Source organism: uncultured Polaribacter sp., from assembly GCF_947503855.1.
Classification (GTDB): Bacteria; Bacteroidota; Bacteroidia; order Flavobacteriales; family Flavobacteriaceae; genus Polaribacter.
Genome location: NZ_CANNFF010000002.1, coordinates 272,809 through 288,502, shown reverse-complemented (window position 1 = coordinate 288,502; position 15,694 = coordinate 272,809). Strand labels below are relative to the sequence as shown.

At 31.5% G+C, this 15,694-nt stretch carries 12 protein-coding genes; 5 read left to right on the top strand and 7 right to left on the bottom strand.

The window, feature by feature from the left end; all coding sequences use genetic code 11:
- Nucleotides 1-75: 75 nt before the first annotated feature.
- The 3 genes from Q0662_RS02700 to Q0662_RS02690 all read left to right on the top strand — a co-directional run bounded on the left by Q0662_RS02700 (nt 76) and on the right by Q0662_RS02690 (nt 4,618).
- Nucleotides 76-2,190, top strand: coding sequence for a S9 family peptidase (locus tag Q0662_RS02700; protein WP_298946926.1), 2,115 nt, complete (start codon nt 76-78; stop codon nt 2,188-2,190).
- Between the two features lie 97 nt (nt 2,191-2,287).
- Nucleotides 2,288-3,286, top strand: a complete 999-nt coding sequence (locus Q0662_RS02695; RefSeq protein WP_298946923.1) for a PLP-dependent cysteine synthase family protein — start codon at nt 2,288-2,290, stop codon at nt 3,284-3,286.
- A gap of 84 nt (nt 3,287-3,370) precedes the next feature.
- Nucleotides 3,371-4,618, top strand: a complete 1,248-nt coding sequence (locus Q0662_RS02690; RefSeq protein WP_298946921.1) for an aminotransferase class I/II-fold pyridoxal phosphate-dependent enzyme — start codon at nt 3,371-3,373, stop codon at nt 4,616-4,618.
- Between the two features lie 75 nt (nt 4,619-4,693).
- Here Q0662_RS02690 and Q0662_RS02685 read toward each other — a convergent pair whose 3' ends face one another.
- Genes Q0662_RS02685 through Q0662_RS02670 form a run of 4 tightly spaced genes read right to left on the bottom strand, consistent with a single transcriptional unit; the run spans nt 4,694 to nt 9,554 of the window.
- A complete protein-coding gene (locus tag Q0662_RS02685) occupies nt 4,694-5,623 on the bottom strand; it encodes a peptidylprolyl isomerase (protein WP_298946918.1) in 930 nt (309 codons plus the stop codon).
- Nucleotides 5,624-5,639: 16 nt separating this feature from the next.
- Complete coding sequence (locus Q0662_RS02680) at nt 5,640-7,208, bottom strand: hypothetical protein (RefSeq protein ID WP_298946917.1); 1,569 nt, start codon at nt 7,206-7,208, stop codon at nt 5,640-5,642.
- 4 nt (nt 7,209-7,212) lie between these two features.
- The gene (locus tag Q0662_RS02675; protein WP_298946915.1) at nt 7,213-8,805 is read right to left on the bottom strand and encodes a peptide chain release factor 3; all 1,593 of its coding nucleotides are present in this window, start codon (nt 8,803-8,805) and stop codon (nt 7,213-7,215) included.
- A 44-nt stretch (nt 8,806-8,849) separates the two neighbouring features.
- Nucleotides 8,850-9,554 (bottom strand): peptidylprolyl isomerase, encoded by a 705-nt coding sequence (locus Q0662_RS02670; protein WP_298946913.1) that lies wholly within the window; start codon nt 9,552-9,554, stop codon nt 8,850-8,852.
- A 116-nt stretch (nt 9,555-9,670) separates the two neighbouring features.
- On the opposite strand from Q0662_RS02670, the gene idi reads away from it, so the two are divergent.
- Complete coding sequence (idi, locus tag Q0662_RS02665) at nt 9,671-10,189, top strand: isopentenyl-diphosphate Delta-isomerase (RefSeq protein WP_298946911.1); 519 nt, start codon at nt 9,671-9,673, stop codon at nt 10,187-10,189.
- A complete protein-coding gene (locus tag Q0662_RS02660) occupies nt 10,182-10,595 on the top strand; it encodes a 6-carboxytetrahydropterin synthase (protein ID WP_298946909.1) in 414 nt (137 codons plus the stop codon). The genes idi and Q0662_RS02660 overlap by 8 nt, the downstream gene beginning before the upstream one ends.
- Before the next feature lie 76 nt (nt 10,596-10,671).
- Here Q0662_RS02660 and Q0662_RS02655 read toward each other — a convergent pair whose 3' ends face one another.
- The 3 genes from Q0662_RS02655 to Q0662_RS02645 all read right to left on the bottom strand — a co-directional run bounded on the left by Q0662_RS02655 (nt 10,672) and on the right by Q0662_RS02645 (nt 15,680).
- A complete protein-coding gene (locus tag Q0662_RS02655; protein WP_298946907.1) occupies nt 10,672-12,876 on the bottom strand; it encodes a M1 family metallopeptidase in 2,205 nt (734 codons plus the stop codon).
- 152 nt (nt 12,877-13,028) lie between these two features.
- A complete protein-coding gene (locus Q0662_RS02650) occupies nt 13,029-15,158 on the bottom strand; it encodes a M1 family metallopeptidase (protein ID WP_298946905.1) in 2,130 nt (709 codons plus the stop codon).
- 24 nt (nt 15,159-15,182) lie between these two features.
- Nucleotides 15,183-15,680 carry a DUF6702 family protein gene (locus Q0662_RS02645; protein ID WP_298946903.1) on the bottom strand — a complete coding sequence of 166 codons (498 nt, stop codon included), beginning with the start codon at nt 15,678-15,680 and terminating at the stop codon, nt 15,183-15,185.
- Nucleotides 15,681-15,694: the final 14 nt, after the last annotated feature.

The window sequence follows — 15,694 nt, the reverse complement described above, 5'->3', positions numbered from 1 at the left end:
CTAAAAATGAGAAAAATATATTTATACACGTGCATATTTAGTCTTATTTTTGCAATCGCTTGTAAAAATAACGATATGAAGAGTACAGACTCAAAAGCTCCAGTAGCTAAAAAACAACCTACCAAATTAGAAATGCATGGAGATGTAAGAATAGACAACTATTTTTGGATGCGTTTATCGGATGCACAAAAATTGGCAGAGGTTAAAGACGAGCAAACAAAAGAAGTAATTGATTATTTAGATGCAGAAAATGCTTATTATGATGATGTTACAGCTTACTCAAAAAACTTCGAAGAAAAATTATTTGAAGAAATGAAGGGCAGAATCAAAGAAGATGATGCTTCTGTGCCTTATAAAAATAACGGTTATTACTACATAACACGTTATGAAAAAGGGATGCAATACCCAATTTATAGCCGTAAAAGAGAAACTTTAGACACAGAAGAGCAGATTTTATTTAATGTAAATGACATGGCTAAAGAGTACGATTATTATCAATTAGGAGGTTTAAATGTTTCTCCAGATAATAAATTGGCTGTTTTTGCAACAGATACTGTAAGTAGAAGACAATATTTTTTAAGAATTAAAAACTTAGAAACAGGTAATATTTATACAGATATTATAAACAATACAACAGGTGGTTCTGTTTGGGCAAATGATAATAAAACGATTTTTTATACCAAAAAAGACCCAATTACACTTAGAAGCGAAAAAATATTTAGACATGTTTTAGGCACACCAACATCAGAAGATGTAGAGGTGTATCATGAAAAAGATGAAACTTTTGGCGTTTATGTAACCAAATCTAAGTCTAAAAAATATATCATTATTGGCTCTTACAGTACAGTTTCTACAGAAGCACAATTTTTAGATGCAGATAATCCAACAGGAAGTTTGCAAATGATACAACCTAGAGAAAGAGATTTAGAGTATAGTGTTTCTCATTTTGGAGACCATTTTTACATCTTAACCAATAAAGACGAAGCAACCAATTTTAAATTGATGAAAACGCCTGTTTCTGCACCCACAAAAAATAATTGGGTAGATGTAATTCCTCATAGAGAAGATACTTTATTAGAAGATTTTTCAATATTTAAAGAGTATTTAGTCTTAGAAGAAAGAACCGACGGTTTAAGCAAAGTTCGCATCAAACGTTGGGATGCTAAAGAGGATTACTATTTACCTTTTAATGAAGAAACATATTCTGTAGGTGTGTATTCCAATCCAGATTTTGATACAAATACCTTACGTTATTCTTACAATTCTTTTACAACACCAGCATCTGTTATAGATTTTAATATGGCAGATAAATCTAAAGAAGTAAAAAAAGAACAAGAAGTTTTAGGAGGTAAATTTGATAAAAATAATTACAAAAGTGAAAGAGTTTGGGCAACAGTTAGAGATGGAAAAAAAGTAGCAATTTCTTTGGTTTACCATAAAGACACCCAACTAACTTCACAAACACCTTTATTGCAATACGCTTATGGCTCTTATGGTTATACAATTCCTGATGGATTTTCTACCACACGTTTAAGTTTGTTAGATAGAGGTTTTGTATATGCTTTAGCACATATTAGAGGTAGCCAATATTTAGGAAGAGATTGGTATGAAGATGGTAAAATGTTACACAAGAAAAACACCTTTACAGATTTTGTAGACTGTTCTAAATTTTTAATTGATAATAATTATACATCTCCAAAACACTTATATGCTATGGGCGGTTCTGCAGGTGGTTTGTTAATGGGCGCTGTGGTAAACATGAATCCAGAATTATACAATGGCATTATAGCAGCTGTACCTTTTGTAGATGTAGTTTCTACAATGATAGATGATTCCATACCATTAACCACAGGAGAATATGACGAATGGGGAAACCCAAATAACAAAGAATATTATGATTATATTAAATCTTATTCGCCTTACGACCAAGTAACATCTAAAGCCTACCCAAATATGTTGGTAACCACTGGTTTTCATGATAGTCAAGTACAATATTGGGAACCTGCAAAATGGGTAGCAAAACTAAGAGACTTAAAAACAGATAACAATATTTTATTGTTGCATACCAATATGGAAGCTGGACATGGGGGCGCTTCTGGGCGTTTTGACGCTTTAAAAGAAACAGCTAAAGATTATACATTTTTCTTAGCTTTAGAAAATAAATTAGGTACAGAAGCCATAAAGCTTTAAAATCTGTTTTTATTTCAATCTTAAAAACGTACTTTTGCACATTGTAAAAGTGAAACCTCACAGGTACAACTTGTGAGGTTTTTCATGAAAAAACATCATGATAAAGAATACTGGAATTCATAATAACATTTTAGAATTAGTTGGAGAAACCCCACTCGTAAAACTAAGAAAAACTACAAAAAAATTACAGGGCTCTTACTTTGCTAAAGTTGAGGCTTTCAATCCAGGTCATTCTTCTAAAGACAGAATTGCATTGCACATTATTAATGTTGCAGAAAAAAAAGGCATTTTAAAAAAAGGAGCCACCATTGTAGAAACTACATCCGGTAACACAGGTTTTAGTTTAGCAATGATTAGTATTGTAAAAGGTTATAAATGTATTTTAGCTGTAAGCGATAAATCTTCTCAAGATAAAATAGATTTATTAAAAACAATGGGAGCAGAGGTACATATTTGTCCTGCAAATGTTCCTGCAGACGATCCAAGATCTTACTATGAAGTGGCCAAAACCATTCACAAAAAAACAAAAAATTCGGTTTATATAAACCAATATTTTAACGAGCTTAATATAGAAGCACACTACAGGTCTACAGGACCAGAAATTTGGCAACAAACCCAAGGTAAAATAACACATTTGGTAGCAGCAAGTGGAACAGGTGGTACTATTTCTGGCACTGGTAAGTATTTAAAAGAACAAAATCCAAACATAAAAATTCTAGGAGTAGATGCTTTTGGTTCTGTATTAAAAAAATACCACGAAACAGGAAAATTTGATAAAAACGAAATACAACCTTATAAAATTGAAGGTTTAGGCAAAACACTTATACCTTCAGCTACAGATTTTGATGTTATAGATATTTACGAGAAAGTATCTGATAAAGATGCAGCATTTTCTGCAAGAGAAATCGTAAAAAAAGAAGGCATTTTTCCAGGTTATACATCAGGTGCTGTTTTACAAGCTACAAAACAATATGCAGCACAAAATTATTTTAATGATGATAGTTTTGTTGTACTTATTTTTCCAGATCATGGATCGCGTTATATGAATAAAATCTACAACGATTCTTGGATGAAAAATCAAGGTTTTATTGATTAAAATAAAGCTTTTCTCATTTTATTTATAAATTGGATAAACTGTCAATTTTTTCTACCTTTGTCAACCTTAAAAACAGTAGAAACAATGGCGGTAGATTTATTTGATAGAATCATTAAAGACAAAGGGCCCTTAGGAAAATGGGCAGAACAAGCAGAAGGGTACTATGTGTTTCCAAAATTAGAAGGTCCTATTTCTAACAGAATGTCTTTTAATGGTAAAAAAGTAGTTACATGGAGTATTAACGATTACCTAGGGTTGGCAAACCATCCTGAAGTTTTAAAAGTTGATGGAGAAGCTGCTTTAGAGCATGGTATGGCTTATCCTATGGGGGCAAGAATGATGTCTGGTCACACTCCCTATCACGAACAATTAGAGCGTGAATGTGCAGCATTTGTAAATAAAGAAAAAGCATATCTTTTAAATTTTGGTTATCAAGGTATTATGTCTGCAATAGACGCTTTGGTTTCTAAAAATGATATTATTGTATACGATATGGACACGCACGCTTGTATTATAGATGGGGTTCGTTTGCATTCAGGAAAACGTTTTGTATATCGTCATAACGATATGGAAAGTTTTGAAAAAAACATCAAACGTGCTGCAAAAATGGCGGAAAAAACAGGTGGAGGAATTTTAGTAATTTCTGAAGGTGTTTTTGGAATGCGTGGAGAGCAAGGGCGTTTAAAAGAAATTGTAGCTTTTAAAAAACAATATAATTTTAGATTATTAGTTGATGATGCACACGGTTTTGGAACTTTAGGAGAAGGAGGAAGAGGTACAGGTTTTGAACAAGGTGTACAAGATGATATTGATGTGTATTTTGCAACTTTTGCCAAATCTATGGCAGGTATTGGCGCTTTTTTAGCAGGAGATAAAGATGTAATTCAGTTTTTACAATATAATTTACGTTCTCAAATGTTTGCAAAATCTTTACCAATGGCAATGGTTAAAGGTGCATTAAAACGTTTAGACATGATTAGAACTATGCCAGAACTAAAAGAAAAGTTGTGGGAAAACACCAATGCTCTACAATCTGGTTTAAGAAATGCAGGTTTCGATTTAGGAACTACCCAAACTTGTATTACACCTGTATTTTTAAAAGGTGATATACCTGAAGCTATGGCTATGGTAAATGATTTAAGAGAAAATCATGGAATCTTTTGTTCTATTGTTGTATATCCTGTAATCCCAAAAGGGTTAATAATTTTAAGGCTGATACCAACAGCAACCCATACACAAGATGATATTGATGAAACCATTACTGCTTTTTCTGCAATTAGAGCAAAGCTAGAAGATGGTACTTACAAAAAAATAGCAGCAGCTTTAGTGTAGATAAGTATTTAACAAACAAAAAACCTCAAAACAGTATTTTGTTTTGAGGTTTTTTATTTTAATAAAAATAGATTTTTATTTTACATTCATTAATTCTACATCAAAAATAAGAGTAGCATCTGGTGGAATTACACCACCTGCACCTGCAGCACCATATGCTAAATTAGAAGGAATTACAAAACGCGCTTTATCTCCCACATTTAATAATTGTATACCTTCATCCCAACCAGAAATTACTTGTCCTACACCCACATTAAAATCGATAGGTTGTTTTCTTTTGTAAGAAGAGTCAAATACTGTACCATCTAATAATTGGCCTTTGTAATGTACAGAAACTCCTGCACCTTTTGTAGCTTTTTTTCCAGTACCTTTTTGAATGATTTTATAACGTAACCCACTATCAGTTTCATCATAACCAGCAGCAATTTCGTCTAACATTTCTTTTTGTTTTGCTTTTGCTTCTGCTTCTCTTTTTTCTCTTGCTCCTTCAAAAGTTCTAAAAGCTTCTATGGCATTAAAGCTTTCAGCTTCACCACCAACTCTTAAAATTTCTACTTTCATATCATCACCTTGTGCAACAGTATCTACAATATCTTGCCCTTCTACAACAGTACCAAAAACAGTATGTTTGCCATCTAACCATGGAGTAGGAACCTGGGTAATGTAAAACTGACTTCCGTTAGTTGCGGGGCCAGAGTTTGCCATTGCTAATTTACCTGGTGCATCGTGTTTTAAATCAGGATGAAATTCATCATCAAATTTATAACCAGGGTTTCCTGTACCTGTACCTAATGGACAACCACCTTGAATCATAAAATCTGGAATTACTCTATGGAATTTTAAACCATCGTAATAAGGAGTTCCTTGAGCTTTTGCTGAGTTTTCTAAATTACCTTCTGCTAAAGCAACAAAATTACCAACTGTTCCAGGAGCTTTCTCATCTTCTAATTGTACTAAAATTTCACCTTTTGGTGTGGTGAATTTTGCATATAATCCGTTATTCATCTTGTTTTAATTTATTTTATTTTTTTAAATTTAATAATGATAAACTATAGGTAAAACCTACGTTTAAGTTTGTTGAATTTACATTGCCATAAGGAGATGTCATTTGTCCCCCAGAGATGTTAAAGTTTAAATCGTTATTTACATGAAAATTGATTCCCGCTGTAGGTCTAATTAAAATACCTTCACCAGAATCCACTCTTCCTCCTCCAGCCACACCAGCAGCAACTTCTGCAAATAAAGAAATTTTATCGTTCAAAAATTTATTTGATTTAATTCCTAAACCAAAAATACCGTGAGCATATCCACCAGATTTTCCTTTGTAAGCAAAAGAAGCTTCTCCAGCTATATAAAATCTTTTATTTAAATCGTAATTTATTTTTAAGGCAATTAATTGTAAATTACTTGGAGGGATGCCAAATTTAGCAACATTAAAATAGGTCTGATTTTGAACTCCTATTTGTACCCCTTGTGTTTTAAGAGATTTCGCTTTTTTCTCGGTAAAAGGATCTTTGATCCCTCCACTTACACCATAATATTTTAAACTAAATCCAGCAGTATATGCCTGAAAACTCGCAATACCACCAACAGATCTGTGATAGCCTCCATGAAGGCTTAAACCAAATTTATCTGAAAATCGAATATCTGCGCCTACACTCGGATACATTGTTAAACCACCTTCAGGATAAATTCTCCCACCTGCAGCTCCAATACCCATTTTTGCAAAAAAGTTAACGTGTTTAGTTTCAATAAAGTTCTTTCCTACACCAAAAAATAAATCCATAAAACCAGCTGTTAAACCAGCATACATAGCATCTACATGTGCATAAATAAATGTATTTTCATTTAAATATTTTTGATATTCAAATCCTATGATCGATAATACTTTATTAATTTGTTGATAACTTGGGTTTGTACTAGCATCTGTTCTGGAATTTCCAAAAGGAAAAAAATAATCGAATGTTACTTGTTGAACGCTTTTTACTGCAGGTTTTTTCCAAAAATTATCTGTCGTTGAATTTGCAACAACAAATTCTTTCTGAGCTTGTTTATAAGAAGCAATTCGTAAAGTTGTTGGAATTTCAACAAAAAAGGAAATATTATCATTTTTTTGGATACCTGTAAAAAAGTTTACATATCCATATTGAACTCCAAATGAATATCCATTTTTTTTATATTGTAAACCTGCATTAGGATAAATAATTCCACCTCCATTTACTAATGATCTATAACCACCACCACCTCCAAAATGTGCATTAGCATCAAAGTATAGGTTTTTATAAATAGGTAAGTTAACCCCTAAATTTACTCCTAAAGTAAACAATCCTCCTTGATCACCTGTAATTGCTGTATGAAATCCAGCACCTGTATATAACCAATTTGTTAAAGGGATGTTGTAATTTAAACCTACAAACCCCATAGTTGGTTGTAAATTATAACCTACTTTTTCATCTGGTTGATGGACTAAAGTATAATTTAATCGAATATTATTATGCATCTCTTTAGTTACCATATCAGATAAATCATACTTCTGAGAATATGATTTAAACGAAAGAAATAGTACTAAAACTAAAACATAATTTTTCATCGTTTTATTTTTTAAATTCACTTGTAAAGTGCAGTTTTACCGTGGGGTATTTACTTTGTGTCATTTGAATTGTAAAGGCAGAATCTGCTAAAAATACCAATTGATCTTGTTTGTCTTTTGCTAAATAACGCTGTTTAACTCTTTTAAATTCTTTAAACTCTTCGTTTTTTGGGTTTTCTGGTTCTACCCAACATGCTTTATGAACTTGTAAATTTTCATAGGTACATTTTGCACCATATTCGTGTTCTAATCTGTATTGAATTACTTCATATTGTAAAGCACCTACAGTTCCTACAACTCTTCTACCATTCATGTCTAAAGTAAATAATTGTGCAACACCTTCATCCATTAATTGGTCTAAACCTTTGTATAATTGTTTAGATTTCATGGGGTCTGCATTATTTACATATCTAAAATGTTCTGGAGAAAAACTTGGTATTCCTTTAAAGTTTAATTGCTCTCCTTCTGTTAATGTATCTCCAATTTTAAAATTTCCAGTATCGTGTAAACCTACAATATCACCAGGAAAAGATTCTTCTACAATTTCTTTTTTCTCTGCAAAAAAGGCATTTGGACTAGAAAACTTTACTTTTTTACCATTTCTAACATGTAAATACGGTGCGTTTCGTTTGAATTTACCAGATACAATTTTTATAAATGCTAACCTATCTCTGTGTTTAGGATCCATATTGGCATGTATTTTAAATACAAAACCTGTTAGTTTTTCTTCTTTTGAATCTACTAAACGTTCTTCTGCTTTTTTGGGTTGTGGTGGTGGCGCAATTTCTATAAATGCATCTAATAATTCTTTTACACCAAAGTTATTTAATGCAGAGCCAAAAAACACAGGCTGTAATTCTCCTTTTAAATATGCTTCTTGATTAAATGGAGGATAAACTTCTTCAATTAACTCTAATTCTTCACGTAAAGTATTTGCTGCTGTATCACCTATAACTTTATCTAATTCTGGGTTTGTTAAATCATCAAACTCTACACCATCTGAAACAGTTTGTTTTTTATCGCCAGAAAAAAGATTTAATTTTTTTGCCCAAATGTTATAAATTCCTTTAAAATCATACCCCATTCCAATTGGGAAACTCATTGGACTTACACGCAAACCTAGTTTTTGCTCTACTTCATCTAACAAATCAAAAGCATCTTTACCTTCTCTATCTAATTTGTTGATAAAAACGAGCATAGGTATGCTACGCATTCTACAAACTTCTACCAGTTTTTCGGTTTGTGGCTCTACACCTTTGGCAACATCGATAACCACAATTACACTGTCTACGGCTGTTAGGGTTCTAAAAGTATCTTCTGCAAAATCTTTATGCCCAGGTGTATCTAAAATATTAATTTTTTTGTTTTTATAGATAAAAGCCAAAACAGAAGTTGCTACAGAAATTCCACGCTGTCGCTCAATTTCCATAAAATCGGAAGTAGCGCCTTTTTTAATTTTGTTGTTTTTTACTGCACCTGCTTCTTGTATGGCACCACCAAATAGTAATAATTTTTCTGTTAAGGTTGTTTTACCTGCATCTGGGTGAGATATGATACCAAAAGTTCTTCTTCGTTTTATTTCTTCTAAAAAGCTCATCTACAAAATTTGAGGTGCAAAGATAGGTTTTACAAAGAGAAATATCAATCTAAAATTTCTACAGTCATTCTAATGTCTTTTAGCGGCCATTCATCTACACCCACTTTAACTTTAGACATTTTATCCATAGTATCAAAACCTGAAATTACTTCGCCAAAAACGGTGTGTTCTTTGTTTAAGTGATGTGCACCATTTCTATTATGGACTATGTAAAATTCAAAAGGATTTGATAATTTATTGGGGTTGTCTTCCCAATCTCTAGCAGCTGCTAATGCACCATACTTGTGTCTTCTATGGCTTTTAAATTCAGGTTTTAGCCTGTAATTACCATACAGTCTTCTTTGTTTTTTGGTATAGGTTTCGTCTGAATTACCACCTTGAATTACAAAGTTTCTAGCAATTCTGTAAAACTCTGTTGTATTAAAATAATTTATTTTAGTTAAAAAAATAAAATTGGCTCTGTGAATTGGCACATCATTATATAAGCGCAATTTTATATTACCAAACTTTGTTTTTATGATAACTTTGTTTTCTTTATTTTGCTTACCATATGCTGTAAAAAAGGCCTCTACGTTTTTACTGTTTAAACTATCCCAACGTTTTACTACTTTTTTTTCGATCTTTTTCCTCAGATTTTTTTTTACAATAGCTGTACTATCTATTTCTTGTTTGGAAGTTGTTGTTTTATTTTTACATTGAAATAAAAAGAATAAACAACCAATAAAGAAGTAGAATTTTAAAATTCTCATTGCATAAATTTTTAAACTTTCAAAGATAAATCATCAATATAAAACATTAGAAAAATTTGTTAATTTTTATTGTTTTTTTAAGATTTTTTGACAACTCTTTCCCTATTTTTGTAATAATGGAAGAACATGTTATTTTAGTAGATGAAAATGATACCCCAGTTGGTTTAATGGAAAAAATAGAAGCGCATGAAAAAGCCTTATTACACAGAGCTTTTTCTGTTTTTATTTTTAATAAAAAAGGAGAATTGATGCTACAACAAAGAGCAGTTTCTAAATACCATTCGCCTTTATTATGGACAAATACTTGTTGCTCACATCAAAGAGAAGGAGAAACCAATATAGAAGCTGGCAAAAGACGTTTGCAAGAAGAAATGGGGTTTAGCACAGATTTAAAAGAGGTTTTTTCTTTTATCTATAAAGCACCTTTTGATAATGGTTTAACAGAGCATGAACTAGATCATGTGATGATTGGTTATTATGACGATGCACCGAAATTAAATAAAGAAGAGGCAGAAGCCTACAAATGGATGCCATTAGAGGATGTGAAAAAAGACATTGAAGAAAATCCGCAATTATATACTGCGTGGTTTAAAATTATATTTAAAAAATCTTACGAAAAACTAAGCCATGCCTAAAGTAACCGTTCATAGAAAAGCGCATTTTAATGCAGCTCATAGATTGTATAGAAAAGATTGGAGTGATGAAAAAAATGTTGCTGTTTTTAGCAAGTGTAGCAACCCTAATTTCCACGGTCATAATTACGAGTTAATTGTCTCTTTAACAGGTGAAATAGACAAAGAAACGGGTTATGTTTTTGATTTAGGGATTTTAAAAAACTATATAAAATCTGAAATTGAAGATTGTTTTGATCATAAAAATTTAAATGTAGAAGTACCTGAGTTTAAAGATGTAAACCCTACAGCAGAAAATATTTGTGTGGTTACCTATCAAAAACTTAGAAAATTATTACCCAGTCATTTAGATTTAAAAGTAACACTTTACGAAACTCCAAGAAACTTTGTGAGTTATTCAGGTGAATAATCAATATTAGTTATAATTTAAAAAGCCTCGTTTACAATTTGTAAACGAGGCTTTTTATTTAAATAATTAAAAGTATTTAGTTTTTACTTTTGTTTTTAAATTCATCAAATTTATCACCTTCTTTTTTAGGCCAGCTATTGTTAGCAGTATCTACATCAGCAGTTTCAAAATCTGGATCTACTACAATTTTGGTAATTTCTTTAGTAGAAGCAAATACCCTTTTTGCAGAAGTATCACTTTTCATCCAAATTTGTGCAGGGAAAGTTTCTCTTTTAGTTGAACCATCTGCGTAGGTTAATTCTACAATTATTGGCATAATTAAACCTCCTGGTTTTTCGAACTCTACAGAGTAGATATAAGAAGGTACTTCTTTACCATCTGCATATTTATTCATAGCATTTGGGTTAGCATCTTCCTTTTTGTCTGTTATGTAAACTAAGTCTCCTAAATTATCAAAATACTGTTTGTATTGCTCTTTTAATTTAGTTACTCTTTCGCTTGCTTTGTCAGTTAAGTATAATGGTTTTACAGATTTAATACCTATATCTGTAACATCTGTTGTGTAAAACCAACCCCTAAAAAACCAGTCTAAATCCATACCAGATGCATCTTGCATAGATCTAAAGAAATCTTCTGGAGTTGGGTGTTTAAACATCCATCTTTGAGAATATGTTCTAAATGCATGGTCAAACAACTCTGGTCCCATAATTGTTTTTCGCAAAATATATAAACCTGCTGCGGGTTTAGAATATGCATTTGGACCAAATTGTTTTACGTAATCTCCTTGAGACATAATAGGAGAGATGTTACTTTGATCACCGCCCATATATCTTGTAATTTCTTTTGCAGGGTTTGAGGCAAATAATTCTGCGTCATAAACATCTTCGGCTAAAATTTCTACGAAAGAGTTTAAACCTTCGTCCATCCATGTCCATTGCCTTTCGTCAGAATTTACAATCATTGGGAAAAAGTTATGCCCAACTTCATGTATAATTACACCTAACATTCCTTTTTTAGTTCTGTCAGAATAAGTTCCATCTGGATTTGGACGACCAAAGTTGAAACAAATCATTGGATACTCCATACCTTGTCTTTCTGAATGTACAGAAACTGCTTTTGGATAAGGATAATCGAATGTTAATTTAGAATATTCTATCAAGGTTGTTGCTACGGCTCTTGTAGAGTGTTCTTCCCATAAAGGGTTTCCTTCTTTAGGATATAAAGAAGTAGCCATTACTGTTTTACCATTAATGTTAACAGCCATAGCATCCCAAATGTATTTTCTAGAAGTTGCAAAAGCAAAATCTCTAACCTTTTGAGCCTTAAATTTCCATGTTTTTGTACTAGTTGCACGTCCTTTTTCAGTTTTTTCAGCTTCTTTTTGTGTTACAATAATAACAGGTTTGTCAAAAGATTTTCTAGCTTTCTCCATACGTTTACGTTGTGTTTTTGTTAACACATCTTTCTCGTTTTGTAAAGTACCTGTTGCTTCTACAATGTGGTCTGAAGGAACCGTTAAGTTTACTTCATAATCACCAAATTCTAAAGCAAATTCAGAACGACCCCAAAATTGCATATTTTGCCAACCTTCTACATTATTGTAAACGGCTAATCTTGGAAAAAACTGTGCAATTGTATAATTGTTATTTCCGTCTTTAAAAGTTTCTAAACCAGAACGACCACCATCTTTGTTGATGTCGTTTATTTTATAATTCCATTGAATTCTGAATTCAAACGTTTTACCTGGAGCTAATGGTTTAGATAAATTGATACGCATCATGGTTCTATTAATGGTATGTGATAATGGTTTACCATTACTTTCTACCTTTGTAATATTGTACCCAAATCCTTTTTTTTCGTTCATGAAAGAACCTTTAAAGTTGTTTGGTGTTATAAATGCAGATGCACTGTTAGATTTTGCTAATGGAGTTTTTGAGTCATCTGCTCTCATATTTTGGTCTAATTGCACCCATAAATATTCTAGATAATCTTTAGAATTGTTGTGATATGTGATTTCTTCATCACCATAAATTTTATTGTTAGGCTCATCTAAACGAATGTCCATAACATAGTCTACTTTTTGTTGTGTATACTGATGTCCTGGAGCACCAGCCGCATTATGCTGGTCATTTGGAGTAGCCAAAACATCTTTCATTTGTCTGAATTTGTTTTGGTCTGTGTGTCCTTTTTGTGTTTTGCTTTCCTTTACTTTGTTTTCTTGTGCTATTGATACAAAAGAAATGAAGAATAAAGAAAAAGCTAATAATGATAGTTTTTTCATATTTGATTGTTTTGTTTAAATTCTGTCGCCTAAATTAAGCATATCTATGCAATTTTGTTAAATATTGTTAATGTTTTAACAAATCTTTATTATAAAAAAAACTGCTTAAAGAATGTTTCTTGAAGCAGTTTTAAATTTTTTGTAATTAATATTTAGTTTTTCATTTTATTTTTAAATTTACTAAACCCATCTTCTTTGTTTCTTGGAAAACTATTGTTAGAGGTGTCTACATCTGCAGTTTCTAACTCTGGGTCTACTACAATTTTAGTAATTTGTTTATCTGAATGCACTGCTTTGGTAACTTGTTTGTCATTATATCTCCAAATTTCTGCAGGATACATTTTCTTTTGTTTAGTGCCATCATCATAAGTAAATTCTACAATAATAGGCATTACTAAACCACCAGGTTTGTTATAAGTAATTTCGTAAAAATATTTAGACTTTGCCTTTTTTGGTTTGTTTATAGATAAACCTTCGCTTGTATCTTCTATAAATTCTATTGTTTCATTAGTTGCGTCTTTTGCATAAAATTTACGGACATCTTCGATACCAATATCTGTAACATCAGTAGTGTAAAACCAACCTCTCCAAAACCAGTCTAAGTCTACGCCAGAAGCATCTTCCATAGTTCTAAAGAAGTCTGCTGGTGTTGGGTGTTTAAATTTCCATCTTTGTGCATAGGTTTTAAATGCATGATCAAACAACTCTTTACCCATAATGGTTTCTCTTAAAATCCATAAAGCTGTAGCTGGTTTTCCATAGGCATTGCTACCAAAACTATATACATGGTCTCCTTTAGACATTATTGGTGCAATTCTAGATTGATCTCCAGCCATATATCTTACAATATTTTTTGGATATCCTCTTGTGATAGGGAAGTTAGGGTCGTAATCTAATTCTGCCAACATTTCCATATAAGAGTTTAAACCTTCATCCATCCAAGTCCATTGTCTTTCATCTGAATTTACAATCATTGGAAAAAAGTTATGCCCAACTTCGTGAATGGTTACTTTTATCATTCTGTATTTTGTTCTGTCAGAATAGGTTCCATCTGGATTGGGTCTTCCTGGATTGAAACAAATTTGAGGATATTCCATTCCCATTTGCCCATCTACAGAGATTGCTTTGTGGTAAGGATAATCAAACGTATATCTAGAATATGTTTTTAAGGTTTGTGCAACTGCTCTTGTAGAATGGTCTCCATACAAAGGGTTTGCTTCTTTAGAATATAACGATTGTGCCATTACAGTTTTACCATTAATATCTACAGCCATAGCATCAAAAATAAATTTTCTTGAACTTGCAAACGCATAATCTCTTACATTTTTTGCAACAAATTTCCATGTTTTTGTTTTTTTAGATTTTGTTTTTTCTATTTTTTCAGCTTCTTTTTGGGTTCTAATAATTACTGGTTCGTCAAAAGTTTTTTTCGCTTTTTCTAATCTTTTTAATTCCTTTCTAGTAAAAACTTCTTCTGGATTTTGTAATATACCAGTAGCACCTAACATGTGGTCTTCTGGAGTGGTAATATTAACGGTAAAATCTCCAAATTCTAAAGCAAATTCGCTTCTTCCCCAAAATTGGTCGTTTTGCCAACCTTCTACATTATCATACACACACATTCTTGGATAAAACTGTGCAATTACGTAGTTGTTGTTTCTGTTTTCTGTAAAATGTTCGTACCCAGATCTACCACCTTGTGTTCTGTGATTATTGATGTTATACCACCATTTTATTTTAAATTGAAATTTTTCTCCAGATGCTAAGGGTTGGGCTAAATTTATACGCATCATTGTTTGGTTAATGGTGTGTGATAAATTGCTGCCATCTATATTTTTTACACTTTCTATTTTAAACCCACCATCAAAAGGAGTTTCTATATAAGCTTTGTTAAATCTTGTTTTTGAGGTTTTACTAGGTATTCTGCTTGTTTGAATATCTGGAGTTTTAGAATCTGCAGCTCTCATATTTTGGTCTAATTGTACCCATAAATATGGCAAAGTATCATCTGAATTGTTGTGATAGGTAATGGTTTCATCACCATAAATTCTTGTCTTTGCATCATCTAAAAGAATATCCATAGTATAATCTACTTTTTGCTGCGTGTACTTTATACCTGGAGCACCAGATGCAGTTCTTTGTAGATTAGGCGTTGGTAAAAGTTCTTTTAACTGTTTAAACTTGTTCTGATTGGTATGCCCTTGTTTGGTTTTAGATTCTTGTGCCAAAAATGCACTTGATATAAAAAAAATAGAAAAGATTAGTAAACCCAGTTTTTTCATAATTGTTGGTTTTTGTTTATTGAATTAGTATTTGAATTTATTTTGATGATTTTCTTTAGTTAACAGAATACTTTTATTTTTTGAACCTACTTTAGATTTTATAAGGTTTTGTTGTTCTGGAAAATGTTTAATTAATATTTTATTGTCTATATCTATAGATTTTACTTGATTTATATTTTCTATTTCTAGATAAAAATAGACCAAATCGCCTTCGTATTCTTTACCAATGTAATTATAACTGGCAGCAATATCATTAACTTTAAAACTTAGCTTGCTTTTTAGGTATTTTTCGAAATAGATATCGTTATTTTCTAATTCTTTTTTGGTGGTAAGTTGTAAATCTATGTTGTAATCTTTGTTTAGTGCCAGCTCAATATCATCCATAAAAACGCTAGTAATTATTTGAACAGCTTTTGCATTTTCTTTAAATTTAATTTGAGTTAAACTTAAATAATATTTATGGCTTGTAAAAGAGAATATTGTTGCTATTAAAAAGAATAGTAGTAGTTTATTTATTTTCATACTTGTTATTAAAA